This is a genomic window from Streptomyces sp. NPDC007905, assembly GCF_042959345.1.
Classification (GTDB): Bacteria; Actinomycetota; Actinomycetes; order Streptomycetales; family Streptomycetaceae; genus Streptomyces.
The window spans coordinates 209,920-226,810 of record NZ_JBIBKS010000013.1 but is presented as its reverse complement, the minus strand read 5'-3'; the positions used below and the strand labels follow the sequence as shown (position 1 = coordinate 226,810).

At 72.1% G+C, this 16,891-nt stretch carries 14 protein-coding genes; 3 read left to right on the top strand and 11 right to left on the bottom strand.

Annotated features, from left to right (window positions below; genetic code table 11):
* Positions 1–30 precede the first annotated feature (30 nt).
* The gene (locus ACFZDC_RS24010; protein ID WP_030653180.1) at positions 31–708 is read right to left on the bottom strand and encodes a response regulator transcription factor; all 678 of its coding nucleotides are present in this window, start codon (positions 706–708) and stop codon (positions 31–33) included.
* A gap of 490 nt (positions 709–1,198) precedes the next feature.
* Between ACFZDC_RS24010 and ACFZDC_RS24005 the strand changes: the two genes are divergently transcribed.
* Positions 1,199–2,704, top strand: a complete 1,506-nt coding sequence (locus ACFZDC_RS24005) for an oligopeptide:H+ symporter (protein WP_391326868.1) — start codon at positions 1,199–1,201, stop codon at positions 2,702–2,704.
* Between the two features lie 71 nt (positions 2,705–2,775).
* On the opposite strand, the gene ACFZDC_RS24000 is transcribed toward ACFZDC_RS24005, so the two are convergent.
* The 6 genes from ACFZDC_RS24000 to ACFZDC_RS23975 form a co-directional block, all read right to left on the bottom strand.
* Positions 2,776–4,071, bottom strand: coding sequence for a hypothetical protein (locus ACFZDC_RS24000; RefSeq protein WP_391326866.1), 1,296 nt, complete (start codon positions 4,069–4,071; stop codon positions 2,776–2,778).
* A 2-nt stretch (positions 4,072–4,073) separates the two neighbouring features.
* Positions 4,074–5,147: a hypothetical protein gene (locus ACFZDC_RS23995; RefSeq protein ID WP_391326864.1), complete on the bottom strand. Its 1,074-nt coding sequence runs from the start codon at positions 5,145–5,147 to the stop codon at positions 4,074–4,076.
* Positions 5,144–5,989, bottom strand: a complete 846-nt coding sequence (locus ACFZDC_RS23990) for a hypothetical protein (RefSeq protein WP_391326863.1) — start codon at positions 5,987–5,989, stop codon at positions 5,144–5,146. Before ACFZDC_RS23990 ends, ACFZDC_RS23995 begins: the two co-directional genes overlap by 4 nt.
* A 28-nt stretch (positions 5,990–6,017) precedes the next feature.
* Positions 6,018–6,707, bottom strand: a complete 690-nt coding sequence (locus ACFZDC_RS23985; RefSeq protein ID WP_391326862.1) for an LPXTG cell wall anchor domain-containing protein — start codon at positions 6,705–6,707, stop codon at positions 6,018–6,020.
* Between the two features lie 201 nt (positions 6,708–6,908).
* Positions 6,909–7,469, bottom strand: a complete 561-nt coding sequence (locus ACFZDC_RS23980; RefSeq protein WP_391326860.1) for an ATP-binding protein — start codon at positions 7,467–7,469, stop codon at positions 6,909–6,911.
* A gap of 305 nt (positions 7,470–7,774) precedes the next feature.
* Positions 7,775–8,152, bottom strand: a complete 378-nt coding sequence (locus tag ACFZDC_RS23975) for an anti-sigma factor antagonist (RefSeq protein WP_391326858.1) — start codon at positions 8,150–8,152, stop codon at positions 7,775–7,777.
* 246 nt (positions 8,153–8,398) lie between these two features.
* On the opposite strand from ACFZDC_RS23975, the gene ACFZDC_RS23970 reads away from it, so the two are divergent.
* Complete coding sequence (locus tag ACFZDC_RS23970; protein WP_391326856.1) at positions 8,399–9,301, top strand: SigB/SigF/SigG family RNA polymerase sigma factor; 903 nt, start codon at positions 8,399–8,401, stop codon at positions 9,299–9,301.
* Between the two features lie 255 nt (positions 9,302–9,556).
* Positions 9,557–11,092: a ricin-type beta-trefoil lectin domain protein gene (locus ACFZDC_RS23965; RefSeq protein WP_391326853.1), complete on the top strand. Its 1,536-nt coding sequence runs from the start codon at positions 9,557–9,559 to the stop codon at positions 11,090–11,092.
* 21 nt (positions 11,093–11,113) lie between these two features.
* Here the strand turns inward: ACFZDC_RS23965 and hutI are convergent, their stop codons facing one another.
* The 4 genes from hutI to hutU form a co-directional block, all read right to left on the bottom strand.
* Positions 11,114–12,325 (bottom strand): imidazolonepropionase, encoded by a 1,212-nt coding sequence (hutI, locus tag ACFZDC_RS23960; protein ID WP_391326851.1) that lies wholly within the window; start codon positions 12,323–12,325, stop codon positions 11,114–11,116.
* A 26-nt stretch (positions 12,326–12,351) separates the two neighbouring features.
* Complete coding sequence (locus tag ACFZDC_RS23955; protein WP_391326849.1) at positions 12,352–13,728, bottom strand: formimidoylglutamate deiminase; 1,377 nt, start codon at positions 13,726–13,728, stop codon at positions 12,352–12,354.
* Positions 13,725–14,927: an allantoate amidohydrolase gene (locus ACFZDC_RS23950; protein ID WP_391326940.1), complete on the bottom strand. Its 1,203-nt coding sequence runs from the start codon at positions 14,925–14,927 to the stop codon at positions 13,725–13,727. The genes ACFZDC_RS23955 and ACFZDC_RS23950 overlap by 4 nt, the downstream gene beginning before the upstream one ends.
* 206 nt (positions 14,928–15,133) lie before the next feature.
* Positions 15,134–16,798 carry a urocanate hydratase gene (gene hutU / locus ACFZDC_RS23945; protein WP_391326847.1) on the bottom strand — a complete coding sequence of 555 codons (1,665 nt, stop codon included), beginning with the start codon at positions 16,796–16,798 and terminating at the stop codon, positions 15,134–15,136.
* Between the last annotated feature and the right edge of the window lie 93 nt (positions 16,799–16,891).

Sequence of the window (16,891 nt, the reverse complement as noted above, 5' to 3'; positions counted from 1 at the left end):
CTCAGTGACCGTCGGACCCCTGGGAGGGGCTCAGCTCTTCTCGAAGCGGAAGCCCACGCCGCGGACCGTCGCGATGTACCGGGGGTTCGCCGCGTCGTCGCCGAGCTTCTTGCGGAGCCAGGAGATGTGCATGTCGAGGGTCTTGGTGGACGACCACCACGTGGTGTCCCAGACCTCGCGCATGAGCTGGTCCCGCGTCACGACCCGGCCGGCGTCCCGCACGAGGACCCGCAGCAGGTCGAACTCCTTTGCCGTGAGCTGGAGTTCCTCGTCGCCCATCCACGCCCGGTGCGACTCGACGTCGATCCGCACCCCGTGCGTGGCCGGCGGCTGCTGCGGCTCCGCGGCGCCGCGCCGCAGCAGGGCCCGCACGCGGGCGAGCAGTTCGGCGAGCCGGAAGGGCTTGGTGACGTAGTCGTCGGCGCCCGCGTCCAGACCGACGACGGTGTCCACCTCGTCGGCCCGCGCGGTCAGGATGAGGATCGGCACGGTGTGGCCGTCGGCGCGCAGTCGGCGGGCGACCTCCAGGCCGTCCATGCCGGGCAGGCCCAGGTCCAGCACGACCAGGTCGACGCCGCCCTGCATTCCGGCGTCGAGTGCGGCGGGTCCGTCCTCGCGCACCTCGACCTCGTAACCTTCCCGGCGCAGGGCGCGGGCCAGCGGCTCCGAGATGGACGCGTCGTCCTCGGCGAGCAGTACACGGGTCATGAGGTGATGGTAGACCGCCTGCGCACAGTGCTGGGGTGTGATCGGTTCCAGGGATTCTTACCTTCCCGGCCGGTGGTACGAACCATTGCCCGAGGGGTGCGATCGTAGGGGGGACCTTCGAAACAGGCGCTGCGGTTCCGGCGACACCTGTGATCCGTGTCTCAAGTCCTTCCATATCAGGCACTGTCCTGCCGTATGGTGAACTGAACGCCTGTAGCACACCAAGGACCTTTGGCGAGCACTCGACGCTGAAGGTCTCTTTTGTGTGTGGGCTGACCACGGTCGGCCTTGAAAGGAATGACCTCTGGCCTGGCTCCGGACGTACTGACGCGTCCCGGGGCGTGGATCCCGGTGGTCGCCGTCCGCCGCTCCGCGATCCGGAGCGGACTCCCCCTGGGCGTGGGGTGGACGGCCGACCCTGCCGGTGCCGGCCGCACCCCCACCGGGCGCGCAGCGCTCCAACGCGCGTCTTGACCAGCAAGGAACGACCATGGCGTCCAGCCTGACGAAGGACTCGGTCCGCCCGGGCACCCCCGGTTCCGAGAAGACCTTCTTCGGCCACCCCCGCGGACTGGCCACTCTCTTCATGACCGAGATGTGGGAGCGTTTCTCCTACTACGGCATGAGGGCCCTGCTCCCGCTGTACCTGGTGGCCCCGGGTGGCCTGCACCTGAGCGCGGGCACGGCGACCGCGATCTACTCGGTGTACGTGTCGCTCGTGTACCTGCTCGCCCTGCCCGGCGGCTGGGTCGCGGACCGCTTCCTCGGCCCCCGCAAGACGGTGGCCGTCTCCGGCCTGATCATCATGCTCGGCCACCTGTGCCTGGCGCTGCCCGCGACCGCCAGCTTCTTCGTCGGCCTGGGTCTCGTCGCCATCGGTTCGGGTCTGCTGAAGGCCAACATCTCCACGATGGTCGGCCACCTCTACAACGGCCCGAACGACCCGCGCCGGGACGGTGGCTTCACGCTCTTCTACATCGGCATCAACCTGGGTGCCTTCGCCGCGCCGCTGGTCATCGGCACCGTCGGGGAGAACGTCAACTGGCACTTCGGCTTCGCGCTGGCCGCGCTCGGCATGGCGCTGGGTCTGGCCCAGTACCTGCTCGGCAGCCGTCACCTGAGCGAGACGAGCAGCGTCGTTCCCACGCCGCTGTCCGCCGCGGAGAAGTCCGCCACGCTGCGCAAGGGCCTGATCTGGCTGGCGATCGCCGCGGTCTTCTACGGTGCCGTCGGCTTCTCCGGCCACTTCACCCTGAACTGGGCGCTGATCCCGCTCACCCTGATCGGCCTGATCGTCCCGGTCTTCGTCATCGCCCGCATCCTGCGCGACAAGGACCTGGACTCGGCCGAGAAGTCGAAGGTGTCGGCGTACATCTGGTTCTTCGTCGCCGCGGCCGTCTTCTGGATGATCTACGACCAGGGCGGTTCGACCCTGTCGCTCTTCGCCGACGGCAAGGCCGAGAACTCCGTCCTCGGCTGGGAGTTCCCGGTCTCCTGGTACCAGTCGGTCAACCCGGTCATGATCATGGCCCTGGCGCCCGTCTTCGCCTGGCTGTGGCTGTGGCTGAACCGGCGCGGCAAGGAGCCGAGCACGATCGTGAAGTTCTCCTCCGGCCTGGTGCTGGTCGGTGCGTCGTTCTTCCTCTTCCTCGCCCCGCTGTCGATCGCCGAGGGCGGTCACAAGGCCGCGGCGATGTGGCTGGTCGCGATCTACTTCGTCCAGACGATCGGTGAGCTGACGCTGTCGCCGGTGGGTCTGTCCGTGACGACGAAGATGGCGCCGCAGAAGTACGCCTCGCAGATGATGGGCGTCTGGTTCCTCGCGGTCACCGCGGGCGACTCGATCACCGCGCTGCTGTCCAACCCGGCCGTCGGTGGTGTGAACCTCGACAAGACCGGCTTCGTCGCCCTGGAGGCCGTGCTCGCCGTGGTCGCCGGTGCCGCGGTGTGGATGTACCGCAAGAAGGTCAACAGGCTGATGGGCGACGTTCGCTGACGTGGTCCGAGGCCCGAGGAGGGCCACCGCATCCCCGGGATGCGGTGGCCCTCCTTCCTTTTCGCCCGGGACTACCGCGTCCTGCGCCCCGGCATGAACGTGAACACGGCGCCGCCCAGCAGGATCGCCGTGCCCGCCACCAGGCCGAGCGCCTTGAGGGCGCCGTGGTCGCCGGAGCCGGTCTCGGCGAGGCCGCCCGCGCCGCTGCTGCTCGCGCCGGACGACGAGGACGCCGACCCCCCGGAGGCCGACGTGCCGCCCGAGGCGCCGCCCGGCTGCTGGGTGGTGTCCAGGGTGAGGGAGACCTCCGTCCGTTTCGGTGTGCAGGTCGTCGTCGTACCGAGGGCCTTGATGGTCAGCACACCCGGGGACAGCGTCGAGGTGCCGCCCGCGCCGGGCTTGTAGGTGCCGGTCAGGTCGGGGATCTCGATCGGGTCGCCGGACTTGATGTCCTTCGCGTTCGTCGGCCCCTCCACGTGCACGGTGCCCTTGTCCGCGCCGCCGAGCACCACCTCCATCGACGGCTTCACGGAGTCCTTCGGGATGTCGGCGGGACTGTCCATCACCGACTTCTTGAACTGCACGACGAGGTCGTAACTCCCGCCGCTCTTCTTGGCGTTGATCTGCACCGGCGACGTCGCGTCCTTGTCCCCGATCGGCGTCTTGCAGGCGTAGGGAACCTGGACCTCCTTGCCCGTGAAGTCGGTCTGCCCGGTGCCGCCGGTCGCGGTCGCCGTGGCGGTCGCGCTGCTCGTCGGTGTCGTCGGCCCGGTCGGTGTGCTCGACCGGGTCGGCGTCGTACTGGACGTGCCCCCGCTCCCCGGCGTCACCTCGATCGTCGCCGCCTTCTGCACGGTCTCCTTCGGCGTGCACTTGGTGTCCGTCGACATCGCGTTGACCGTGTACGCGTCCGGCGTCAGGGTCACCTCACCGGCCGCCGTCAGCTTCAGGCCGCCCTTCATGTCCGACAGCACCATGGCGCCGCCCTTGGGGATCGCCGGGTTCTCCCGCGGGCCCTGCAGGGCGACGTCGGCGGTCTGCGCCCCGGCCGCCCTCAGCACCCCGGACGGCTGTACCGAGTTGGCGGGCAGGTCGATGATGTCGGGGTTCTTGGAGGCGGCCTGTACGAACTTCCACACGATGTCCACCGTGTCGCCCACCTTCGCCGTGGCCGGCGCGGTGATCTCGACCTTGGTGGTGCCGTCGACCGGGTCGATGCCCGCGGGCGGCACGCAGTGGGTGGCGAACGACACCTGGGCCGCCTGCGCGGGCGTGGCGGCCACGCCCAGCAGCACGCCTGCCGAGCAGAGCACCAGTGCGGCGCCCGCTGCGCCCGTTCGGCGGGCCGGTGTGCCTCTCCTTCGCATGCTCACGTGGGTCCCTTCGTGGTGGGAGTCGTAGGACTCGTCGGGCTGTCGTCGTGCGGTGCGGAGAGCCGGCCGGCCGGGCCGCCCGGGACGGAGTCCGGGGTGAACCACGGCAGGGTCAAAGTCGTGTCGGGCCCGGGCCCGGGCGGGCGGGAGCGAGTCGGGCGGAGGACGGGCCGCGCGAGGCGCCGGTGGCGGACGCCGCCCGGCCGGCGCGGCCGTACCCGGTCCACCACGGCCATTCCGGCACGGAACAGCGCGGCCGGGACGACCAGGCAGAGCAGGATCCAGAACAGCGTCACACCCCAGGGGCGGCCCACGCCCCACGGCTGCTCGGCGAGGACCCTGCCGTCGTACCGGAGGGACACGGTGTAGTCGCCGTGCGCCCCGGCCGGCAGCTCGACGGGCAACTGGATCTGCGCCTTCTTCCCGGGCGCGAGGGTGCCGCGCCACTGCTGCTCGTCCCACTGGGGGGCGAACACGCCGTGCGCGGTGCCGACCCGGAAGACCGGGTCCTTGATCGCGGTGGAGCCGATGTTGCCGGCGGTGAAGACCAGGGTGCGGCTCGGCGGGGCCCCGAACCAGGTCAGCACGCCGCTGGAACCGGTCAGCCGGGTGTCGGAGAGGATCGACAGCCGGCCGCCGGAGGACTCGGCGGGCAGCGGGGCGACGGGATGCCCGGCGACCCGGAGGACGGCGTCCGCCTCGGCCTTCGCACCGGTGACCGCGGCGACGTGCACCACGCAGGGGCACGGCACGGGCGGCTCGGCGACCGGCAGCTTCCTGGCGAAGGAGCCGTCGGCGTCCGTGGTCACGGCCCGGCCGTCGCCGTTGGCACAGGAGTTGGTGCCGCCGATCACACCGCGGGACGGGGTGGCCCGCCCGCAGACCAGCATCATCAGCAGCGTGCGCGGCCGCCAGCCACTCCCGCTGACGGTCACCGAACCGCCCGTACCCGCCTGGGACGCGGACAGCTTCACGACGGGGCCGTCCGCCGCGGCCGCCGGACCGGTGAACGGCAGCAGGAGCAGCGCGAGCACCGCCACCAGCGCGGGCGTCCCGGCCTTTCCGCTCACGTCCCCGCTCCCGTCAACTCGCCTTCCGCACGCGGAGGTCCGCCCTCCTCCGCCGGGCTCGCCCGACGCCTGCGCCGCCGCACGGCCGACAGCGCGGCCACCGCCCCGGCCGCCGCCGAGACGGCACCCGTCACCGCGCCCCAGGGCACGAACCGGGCCGATGTGTGCGTGGTGTCGTGGGCGCCGCCCGCCGAGGTCACCGTCAGCCGTACGTCGACGTCGTCCAGCGCCGGCCGGTCGGGCCAGGGCTCACTGAGGGTCCGGCGGCTTCCCGGTGGCAGGCGGACCGGCAGGGCGCGGGCGGGGCGGTCCAGGACCGGGCCGAGGAGCCCGTCCGCGTGAACCGCGAGTTTCGGTACGAGGACGGTCGTACCCCGGTTGACCAGCTCGTACGTGATGCGGTCACCGCGCACCGCCACATGTTCGACGGTCAACGCGGACAGTGCCGGGCCGCCCACGCGCAGCCGGAGCGCGACGGTCGCCGTACGGCCGTCCGCGTCCCGGGCGGCGATGGTGCCCGAGCGGTCGCCGGGAGCGGCGCCCGCCGGCACGGTCACCGTGAAGGGCACCTCGGCACGGGTGCGCGCGGGGACGCGGAGAGCGGTGCGGGCGAACGCGACGCGCACGCCGGTGCCGCGCAGTCGTACGGTGAGCGGCTTCCGGCCGCGGTTGGTCACGGACACCGTGTCCCGCAGGACCGTTCCCGGGACGCCCTCGGCGTAGAAGGAGGGGCGTTGGGCGCCGGCGGGCGTGACCGACCAGCCCGCCGCGGCCTGCGCGGCCGGTGCCGACGCCGGCAGCAGGAGCAGGGTGAGGCCGAGGACACGGGCGGCGGACGGCATGGGCGGCTCCACGGTCTTGAGCTGCGGTTCAGCGGCGTACGGCCGGGTTCCGTCGGGTCAGCCACAGCGCGCCCGCCGCGCCCGCGAGGAGGACCGTGCCGCCGAGCGTGCCGAGGGCGACGGCGGAGTCCTCGGGGCCGGTCTGCGGGAGCCGGTCGCCGGAACCGCCCGACGACGACGTCGACGACGCCGATGCCGACGAACCGCCGGCCGCCGTCACGTCCAGCGTCAGGGACGGCTTCGGGTTGTTGGTGGGGGTGCAGGTGGTCGTCGTACCGAGCGCCTTGATGGTGAGCGTGGCCGCCGTGAAGGTGACCTTGCCGGTCCTCTTCGGCGTGTAGGTGCCGCTCAGGTCACTGATCTTGATGGGCGTGTCGGCGGGGATCGCGGCCGCGTTGGCCGGCCCGGTGACCGCGAGGGTGCCGCTGTCGGCGCCGCCGAGTTCGATGGTCGCGCCCGGGTTCATCGCGCCCTTGCCCAGTTCGACCGGGCTGGAGGAGACGCCCTTCTGCCAGGACATGGTGATCCTGTAGCCGCTGCCGCTCTTGACGCCCGTGATGTCGATGGGCGAGACGGCGCTCTTGTCGCCGATCGGCGTCTTGCAGTGGTAGTCGACATCGACGACGTCGGCGTGGGCCGCCGGTGCGGCGAGCAGCACCGCCGAGCCGGCCAGGGCCGCGGCGGACACGAGCGCGGCGGTTCGTTTCGGGTACGACACGGTCGGTCCACCCCATCCGTTCCTGACGGCACATCAGATTGGGCCGTCAAGGTACGCCCGGGGTCGTGAGGAAGGAAGACGCGGCACACGCCGGAGTTGTGCCGATCCGGCGTGCTCGGAGGGGGAGTCGAGTGAAGACGGGGACTCAGGTGGCCGTGGGCGCACAGCCGTTGGGGCGCGATCGGGCCGCCGTCGGCACGCTCACGCCGGGGCGCCCAGCTCCGCCCACACCGTCTTGCCCGCGCGGCCCGGCGCACGGACGACTCCCCAGTCCAGGCACAGCCGCTGCACGATGAACATGCCGTGGCCGCCGGGGCGGCCGGCGCGGTGCGGGGTGCGGGGGGACGGCTGGCCGGTGCCGCGGTCGGACACCTCCACCCGGATCACCTTGTTGTCGCAGGCGAGGAACAGCTCGTCCGGGCCCTCGGCGTGCAGGCAGGCGTTGGTGACCAGCTCGGACACGACGAGCAGCACGTCCTCGGCGGCGGCCCGCTGGTCCGCGGAGGCGGCGGGCAGCCAGCCCCACGCGTACAGCGCCTGGCGGGCGAAGTCGCGGGCGAGCGGGACGACCCCGCTCTCGCCGTCCAGGCGCAGCCTTCGGACCTGCCGCCCCGGGGCTTCCTGCACACCCTCGGACGGCACGGACGGCACGGCCGCCCCCGCGGACGCGCCTCCCACCGGCGCACCCCCCTCGGACACCCCGGAAGCGCCGCTCGGCTCCGGGCCGCGGTCGCCCGGCGAGCAAGGCCGGGTGGTGCTCATCAGCGCTTCACCTCACCGATTCACCAGTTCACGATTCAAAAGTCCGGCACCCATCGGTACCGGTCGGTCCGTACACCGTTCGCCCGCGGTCCGCACGTGGCTCCTCCGTCGCCCCTCGGTCGTCCGCCCTTCGTACATACGTCGCACCCAGGCCGTTCGCCGGTTCCCGAAGCGGGCGGCCGCACCGGCGACCGCCGGGTTCCAGGATGTCTCCTGCCCGACCGATCCGGCGAAACACCCCCACAGTGGGCGCGACTCGTGCGAGGCACGGGCATCGACTCGCGGGAGACGGCCGGGGCACGGGTTCAGTCGCCGTCGCCGGCGAGCGCCGCCTCTACGGAGTCATGGACGGTGAAGACCGCCTCGGCCCCGGTGATCTCGAACACACGCGCGACTACGGGGAGCATCCCTGCCAGATGCACTCCCCCGCCGGCGGCCTCCGCCTTCAGTCGGGCCCCGAGCAGTACGTTCAGGCCCGTGGAGTCGCAGAACTCCAGCCGTGAGCAGTCCACCACAAGCCGTGAGAATCCCTTGTCCAGGAGGTCGTCGAGCGGCTCGCGCAGAAGATCGGCGGTGTGGTGATCGAGCTCACCCGCCGGTGTCACTACGGCGCTGGAGCCCTCTTCGCGCACCTCCACCAGAAGTCGGCCCGACTGTGCGCTGCCGACCGTCCCGTGGTCCATGCCGTCTCTCTCCCGAGGTCGTGGCTACTGATGCCCTCGAACATTACGCCTTCCTCGCACACTTCGACACCCGAACAACCTCACACAATCGGACATACCGCTACAGAACGTACTTGCGATCCTCTCCGGAAAGCAGGTAGGGCTAGTAAAGACACACACCCCTACACGCCGGCTTTGGAGGCGCCGCACACCGCAGTGCACGTACTGGCTTCGGCAGCCATATGCCGAGAACGATGGAGGACACCCATGTCACCCCGGCTCGACGAATCGCATACCCGGATCGCGACGTCGACACCCCCACCGGAACAACTGGATCCCATCGATCCCATCGACGCTCTCGACCCGCTCGAGGGACTCCCGGAGATCCCCCTGTTCCACGAGGTCGACCCGGTCGACGCGCGGGCCCTGTCCAAGACCCTCTTCGAGCGGCTGGAGTCGCTGGAGGAAGGGACGCACCAGTACTCGTACGTCCGCAACACACTCGTCGAGCTGAACCTCGCGCTCGTCAAGTTCGCCGCCTCGCGCTTCCGCTCCCGCAGCGAGCCGATGGAGGACATCGTCCAGGTCGGCACGATCGGCCTGATCAAGGCGATCGACCGCTTCGAGCTCGCCCGCGGTGTGGAGTTCCCCACTTTCGCGATGCCGACCATCATCGGCGAGATCAAGCGCTTCTTCCGTGACACCTCGTGGTCCGTGCGCGTACCGCGCAGGCTGCAGGAGCTTCGGCTGGATCTGGCCAAGGCCGGGGACGAGCTGGCCCAGCAGCTGGACCGCGCCCCCACTGTCGCGGAGCTCGCCGAGCGGCTCGGCATCTCCAACGACCAGGTCCTCGAGGGCATGGCCGCCTCGAACGCCTACACCGCCTCCTCCCTGGACGCCCAGCCCGAGGAGGATGACTCCGAGGGTGCGCTGGCGGACCGCATCGGGTACGAGGATCACGGGCTCGAAGGCATCGAGTACGTCGAGTCGTTGAAGCCCCTGATCGCCGAACTCCCGTCCCGGGACCGGAAGATTCTCTCCCTTCGCTTCGTCGCGGGCATGACACAGTCGGAGATCGGCGAGGAACTCGGCATCTCCCAGATGCACGTGTCCCGGCTGCTCTCGCGCACGCTGGTGCGGTTGCGCAAGGGGCTGACACTGGAGGAGTGACCTCCGGGTGCGCGCGTGAGGCGGCTCGGCCGACGGTGCCGGGCCGCTTCGTCGTGTGCGGGCCGCAATACCCCGGGTGGACGGTACCCGGGGTGCCGGCCGTCATGCGGCCGGGGCGCGAACCTTTCTGCCGGCCGTGACGCGAACCGTTATGCGGTTACCCTGGGTAACCTCTTTCCCGGACCCGCCCCCTGCATCACGATGGGCCCCCGAACCTGCTGGTACGTCAGAGGTCTTGGGGACGGAGGGTGCTGGATGGCTCAGGGTGGCGACCGGGCCGATGCGGGCGACGGACACGCGGACACGCCGGACACACGGCTGACGGAACTGCTGCGCGCCCCCACCTCGACGGCCTACCCGGCACTGCAGGAGCTGCGCCGCCGGCACCACCCGGCGGTCCTCGCCTACGCCCGTCTGTGCGCCGCGAGCGAGTCCGCCGCACGCCGGCTGGCGGCGGAGGCCTTCACCACGGCGGCCCGCGAAACGGCCCGCGGCCGGGAGCCGAACGTCCCGCTGCGCCACCATCTCCTGCTCCTGACCGCACGGCTGGCGGCCGCGTGGGCGGTGGACGAGCGCTCCGCGGGTGTGGACCCCGCGCTCCTGCTGGTGCTGAACTCCAGTGGTCTGCCCGAGGGCCCGACCCCTCCCCTGCTGCCGGCGTTCCACACGCTCTCCTCCCGCACCCAGGGCCTGATCTGGTACGGCGTCCTCGAAGAGGAGCCCATGGAGCGCACCGCCGCCTTCCTCGGCCTGAGCCGCGCGGACGTCTCCCACGGCATCCCGCAGGCACTGAAGGCCCTGGCGCAGGCGTGCCTGAGACACCGTCTGGCCGCCTCCGACGACCCGCGCTGCGCCGACTTCCGCCGTCTGATCGAGGAGGCGGTACGGCAGGACGGTCCCCGCCGCAGCGCCGACCTGGACGCCCACAGGGCCCAATGCCCGCACTGCACGGCCGCGTTCGAGAACCTGACCGCCCTGCGGGACACCCCGAGGCAGGCGCTGGCGGAGGGCCTGCTGCCCTGGGGCGGAACGTCGTACATACGCCAGGCCGAGCCGGTCCCGGTCCCCACAGCGCCTCAGCTGACCAGGAACCGGCCGGCGCAGCGCCGTTACGTGCTGGCCTCGGCTGCCCTGGGCGTGGCCCTGGCCCCGCTGCTGGTGTTCCTCCTGACCTCGCCGGACGCACCCGACCGGCCACCGGCGGCGGCGACGCCCACGCCCCCACCGGTGACGGTGACGGCAACGGTCTCCGCGTCCTCCTCCCCCTCTCCCTCCCCGACTCCTTCCCGCACGACCAAGTCGCCCTCGCCCGCCAGGACTACCCACCGCCCGACCACGCCCCCGCCGCCCCGCCGCACACCGAGCCCGTCCCCCACGTTCTCACCGCCGGGCAGCGCCTACGCCCAGGTGGTAAACCTCGCCACGGGCCGCTGTCTGGACATCAGTGACGGCGACCTGTCGCAGGGCAACGACGTCATCACGGCGCCCTGCGACTCCTCGGCCACCCAGCGCTGGCGCGTCGACGCCGGCCTGGGCGTGCTGCGCTCGGCCGCCGACTCCGACTACTGCCTGGACAGCCGCGGCTCGACCGACCGGGGCGTGGGCATCTGGGACTGCGACTCGGTCTACGGTCGCAACGGCCAGAACCTCCGCTTCACCGTGGACCCCGACGGCACGATCCGCCCGGCGATCGCCATCGAGACGGCGGTGACACCGGACGGTGGTGACGGGGTGGCGCTGGAGCCGTTGAACGGGGGCTCGGGGCAGCGGTGGCGGGCCGGGGCCGCCTGAACACGGCCCCGGGCCGCCCGGTCACACGACCCGCTCGCCCCTGCGCCAGACCCCGCTGACCAGCGGAACCCCCGGCCGGTACGCCAAGTGGACGTGGCTGGGGGCGTCCAGCAGCGTCAGGTCGGCGTGAGCACCGGGGGTGAGGTGGCCGATGTCGGTGCGGCGGAGGGCCGCCGCACCGCCCGCCGTGGCGGCCCAGACCGCCTCGTCGGGCGTCATGCGCATGTCCCGCACGGCCAGGGCGATGCAGAAGGGCACCGAGGAGGTGAAGGACGAGCCGGGGTTGCAGTCCGTGGACAGGGCGACCGTCGCGCCCGCGTCCAGGAGGCGGCGGGCGTCCGGCCACTCGGCGCGGGTGGAGAACTCGGCGCCGGGCAGCAGGGTGGCGACCGTGTCGCCGTGCGCGAGGGCGTCCACGTCCGCGTCCGTGAGATGGGTGCAGTGGTCGGCGCTCGCCGCGTCCAGCTCGACGGCCAGCTGGACGCCGGGCCCGTAGGAGAGCTGGTTGGCGTGGACGCGGAGGTGCAGGCCCTTGGCCCGGCCCGCGGTGAGGATCGCCCGGGCCTGATCGCCGTCGAAGGCGCCCTTCTCGCAGAAGACGTCGATCCAGCGGGCGTGGGGCGCGCAGGCGTCCAGCATCTCGCCGGTGACCAGGGCGACGTAGGCCGCCGGGTCGTCGGCGTAGTCGGGCGGGACGATGTGGGCGCCGAGGTACGTCACCTCGTCGGTGTGGCGGGCCGCGATGCGCAGGGCCCGGGACTCGTCCTCGACGGTGAGGCCGTAGCCCGACTTCGTCTCGAGGGTGGTGGTGCCCTGGCGGAGGGCCTCCGCCAGGTACCGGGTGAGGTTCTGCTCCAGTTCCGCGTCGGTGGCGGCGCGGGTGGCCGCGACCGTGGTGCGGATGCCGCCCGCGCTGTAGGAGCGGCCCGACATGCGGGCGTTGAACTCCTGGGTGCGGTCACCGGCGAAGACCAGGTGGGAGTGGGAGTCCACGAAGCCCGGCAGCACCGTCCGGCCGCCCGCGTCGACCCGGTTGTCAGTGGCGGGTGCTTTGCTGGATTCACCGGTCCACGCGATGCGTCCGCCGTCGATGACGACGGCCGCGTCCTGGATCAGACCGAGGGGGGAGCCTCCCCCGCTCTCGCATGTGCTCGAGCGGGGGGACCTCCCTCCGTGGGAGGGGTCGTTGGTGACCAGCGTGGCGATGTTGGTGATGACGGTGCTGCTGCTCATGGTGTCCTCAGGGGTGACGATCGGTTTCAGCCTCGCAGGGCCTCGATGGCGTCCGCCAGCGCCGACGGCACGTCCTGCACGAGGGCATGGACACCGTCTCGTACGACATGACGGCCGCCCACGACGGTGTGGCGTACGTCCGCGGCGGACGCGGCGAATACGGCTGTCTCGGCGCCGAGCCGCGGCAGCGGCCCCGCCGTCCTGACGGAGTCCAGGGCGATCGTCGTGAAGTCGGCGAGCGCACCCTCCTCCAGGCTGCCCGCGTCCTGCCAGCCCAGTGCCGCGTGGCCGTCCGCCGACGCCGCGCGCAGCAGGGCGGCGGCCGTCCAGTGGCCCCGGGTGCGGGTGCGCAGCCGCTCGTTCAGCTCCATCGCGCGTGCCTCCTCGAGCAGGTCGACGACGGCGTGGCTGTCGGAGCCGAGGGAGAGCGGGGAGCCCGCCCGCTGCAGGGCGACGGCCGGGCCGATGCCGTCCGCCAGGTCGCGCTCGGTCGTCGGGCACATGCAGGTGCCGGTGCCCGAGCCGCCGAGCAGCGCGATGTCGTCGTCGGTGAGGTGGGTGTTGTGCACCCCGGTGGTGCGCGGCCCGAGGACGCCGTGGTCGGCGAGCAGCCGGGTGGGGGTGCAGCCGTGCGCGGCCTGGCAGGCGTCGTTCTCGGCGGTCTGCTCCGACAGGTGCACATGCAGCGGGGCCCGCCGCTCCTCGGCCCACCGCGCCACGGTCGCCAACTGGTCCGCGGGCACGGCGCGCACGGAGTGAATCGCCGCCCCGATCCGCGCGTGGTCCCGCTCCTTGAGAACGGCACAGCGTTCGGCCCAGGCCTCCGCGCTGCCGTCGGAGAAGCGCAGCTGGTGGGCGTTGGGCGGCTCGCCACCGTGCTTGTTCGAGATGGCGGAGGAGAGGTAGGCGGTGTCCAGGAGGGTGATGCGGATACCGGCTTCGGCGGCGGCCGCGATCAGCGCCTCGCCCATCGCGTTGGGGTCGGCGTAGGGGGTGCCGCCGGGCGCGTGGTGCACGTAGTGGAACTCGCCGACGCAGGTGATGCCGGCCAGCGCCATCTCGGCGTACACCGCGCGGGCGAGCGCGTGGTAGGTCTGCGGGGTCAGGTGGTCGGCGACGGAGTACATCACCTCGCGCCAGGTCCAGAAGGTGCCGCTGCCCACCTGGACCGTGCCGCGCAGCGCCCGGTGGAAGGCGTGGGAGTGGGCGTTCGCCAGACCGGGCAGCGTCAGGCCGCGCAGGATCTCGGCGCCGGGCGGCGGGGTGGGTACACCGGTGCGGACGGCGGTGATACGGCCGTCCAGCCCCGCGGCGGAGCCGCTGACCGACGCCGTGACGGCCACGCCCGGCTCGACGTTGGTGCCGAGCCAGGCGTGTTCCAACCAGTAGGTCCGTGTGGTCACCTGCAGGCCAGTCCTTCCAGTACGTCGGCGAGCGCGCTCACCCCGGCCACGCAGTCGTCCTCGGCCGCGAACTCGGCCGGGGAGTGCGAGACGCCGGTGGGGTTGCGCACGAACAGCATGGCGGTCGGAACGCGCCCGGAGAGGATTCCGGCGTCGTGTCCGGCGCCGGTCCCCAGGACGGGCACCTTCAGCCCGGTGTCCCGGCCCAGGATGCGGCCGAGTTCGTCGCGCAGCGCGTGGTCGAACTCGACCACCGGGGTGAAGGACTCCCGGACGACGTCCAGGTCGACCCCGTGCGCGGCCGCGTACTCGCGCGCGGCCTTCTCCACGCCGGTGACGACGGTGTCCAGGGTCTCCTGGTCGGCGGCGCGGGAGTCGAGCCAGCCGCGCACCAGGGAAGGGATGGCGTTGACGCCGTTGGGCTCGACGGAGATCTTGCCGAAGGTGGCGACAGCACCGGCCAGTTCGGCCTCCCGGCGGGCCGCGAGCACGGTCTCGGCGTAGGACAGCATCGGGTCGCGCCGGTCGACCAGGCGGGTGGTGCCCGCGTGGTTGGCCTCGCCGCGGAAGTCGAAGCGCCAGCGGCCGTGCGGCCAGATGGCACTGGCGATGCCGACCCGGTCACCGGACAGGTCCAGCGCGCGGCCCTGCTCGACGTGCAGTTCGACGAAGGCGCCGATACGGGCCAGCCGCTCCGGGTCGGCCCCGATGCCGTCGGGGTCGTGGCCGGCGGCCTCCATGGCCCGCGGAAGGCTGATGCCCCCGCCGTCGGTGAGCCGGTGGGCCTGCTCGACGGTCAGCTGCCCGGCGGTGAGCCGGGAGCCGACACAGGCGAGCCCGAACCGGGCGCCCTCCTCGTCACCGAAGTTGACGATGGCCAGGGGCTTGGTGAACCGCGCTCCCCGCCCGCGCAGTTCGTCCAGGGCGGCGAAGGAGGAGACCACACCGAGGGGCCCGTCGAAGGCGCCGCCGTCCGGCACCGAGTCCAGATGCGACCCGGTGACGACGGCGTCCCCGGCGGCCGGATCCCCGAGCCAGGCCCACTGGTTCCCGTTGCGGTCGACCTCGTAGGCGAGCCCCCGGGCCTCGGCCTGCTCCTGGAACCAGGCCCGGCACTCGGCGTCGGCCCCGGTCCAGGCGAAACGGCGGTAGCCGCGCGAGTCGGGGTGCCGGCCGATGGGGAGCAGTTCCCGCCACATCTCCTGGAAGGAGGCACCAGGCTGTGGCGCATCACCCGAACCCGCGGACCGCACCGGCTGTGGGCAGTCGTTCCACAGGTCGTCGGGGGTCCCCCCTGCTCGAGCGGAGCCGAGAGCCCGGGGGAAGGCGGGCACGGCCGAACCCGCACCCGGCGACGAGGCCTCGGCCCCCGCCGGAGAGTTGCCGTGCCCTCCCTGGACCTCACTCACGCCTCGTCACCCTCGCGCATCGGCACCCGCACTCCGCGCTCCTGCGCGACGGACTCGGCGATGTCGTAGCCCGCGTCCACGTGCCGGATGACGCCCATGCCGGGGTCATTGGTGAGCACCCGGCGGATCTTCTCGCCGCCGAGCTTGGTGCCGTCGGCCACGGTGACCTGGCCGGCGTGGATGGAGCGCCCCATGCCCACGCCACCACCGTGGTGAAGGGACACCCACGACGCACCGGAGGCCACGTTGACCATGGCGTTCAGCAACGGCCAGTCGGCGATGGCGTCGGAGCCGTCGAGCATGGCCTCGGTCTCGCGGTACGGGGAGGCGACGGAGCCGCAGTCCAGGTGGTCGCGGCCGATGGCCAGCGGAGCCGCGAGCTCGCCGGAGGCCACCATGTCGTTGAAGCGCTCGCCGGCCTTGTCGCGCTCGCCGTAGCCGAGCCAGCAGATGCGGGCGGGCAGGCCCTGGAAGTGGACGCGCTCACCGGCCATCTTGATCCAGCGGGCCAGGGACTCGTTCTCCGGGAAGAGGTCGAGGATGGCCTTGTCGGTCTTGGCGATGTCGGCGGGGTCGCCGGACAGGGCCGCCCAGCGGAACGGGCCCTTGCCCTCGCAGAAGAGGGGCCGGATGTACGCCGGGACGAAGCCGGGGAAGGCGAAGGCGCGGTCGTACCCGGCCAGCCGGGCCTCGCCGCGGATGGAGTTGCCGTAGTCGAAGACCTCGGCGCCGGCGTCCATGAAGCCGACCATGGCCTCGACGTGCTTCGCCATGGACTCGCGGGCGCGGGCGGTGAAGCCGGCCGGGTCCTTGGCGGCCGCGTCGGCCATGTCCTCGAAGGCCACGCCCACCGGCAGGTAGGCCAGCGGGTCGTGGGCGGAGGTCTGGTCGGTGACGATGTCGATGGGGGCGTTCATCGCGAGCAGCTGCGGGACCAGCTCGGCCGCGTTGCCGAGGACGCCGATGGACAGCGGGCGACGGGCGTCCCGGGCCTCCACGGCCAGCTGCAGCGCGTGGTCGAGGGAGTCGGCCTTCACATCGAGGTACCGGTGCTCGATGCGGCGCTCGATGGCGCGCGGGTCGCAGTCGACACAGATGGCGACGCCGTCGTTCATGGTGACGGCGAGGGGCTGGGCGCCGCCCATGCCGCCGAGGCCGGCGGTCAGGGTGATGGTCCCGGCGAGGGTGCCGTTGAACTTCTTCGCGGCAACGGCGGCGAAGGTCTCGTAGGTGCCCTGGAGGATGCCCTGGGTGCCGATGTAGATCCAGGAGCCGGCCGTCATCTGGCCGTACATGGTCAGGCCGAGGGCCTCCAGACGGCGGAACTCCTCCCAGTTGGCCCAGTCGCCGACGAGGTTGGAGTTGGCGATGAGGACGCGCGGGGCCCACTCGTGGGTCTGCATCACGCCGACCGGACGGCCGGACTGGACCAGCATGGTCTCGTCCTGCTTGAGGGTCCGCAGCGTGCGCACCATCGCGTCGAAGGAGCGCCAGTCACGGGCGGCCTTGCCGGTGCCGCCGTAGACGACGAGCTTGTCGGGGTGCTCGGCCACCTCGGGGTCGAGGTTGTTCTGCAGCATCCGCAGGGCGGCTTCCTGCTGCCATCCCAGGGTGCTCAGTTCCGTGCCGCGCGGTGCTCGTACGGGGCGGGGTCCCGACATCGTCTGCCTCCTCCTGTTGCTCTCTCTATTCACATCCTGTCTGTCTGAATAGAGCTAGTCAATACATCCGGGCGGCCGCGTCCGCGCGTCCCG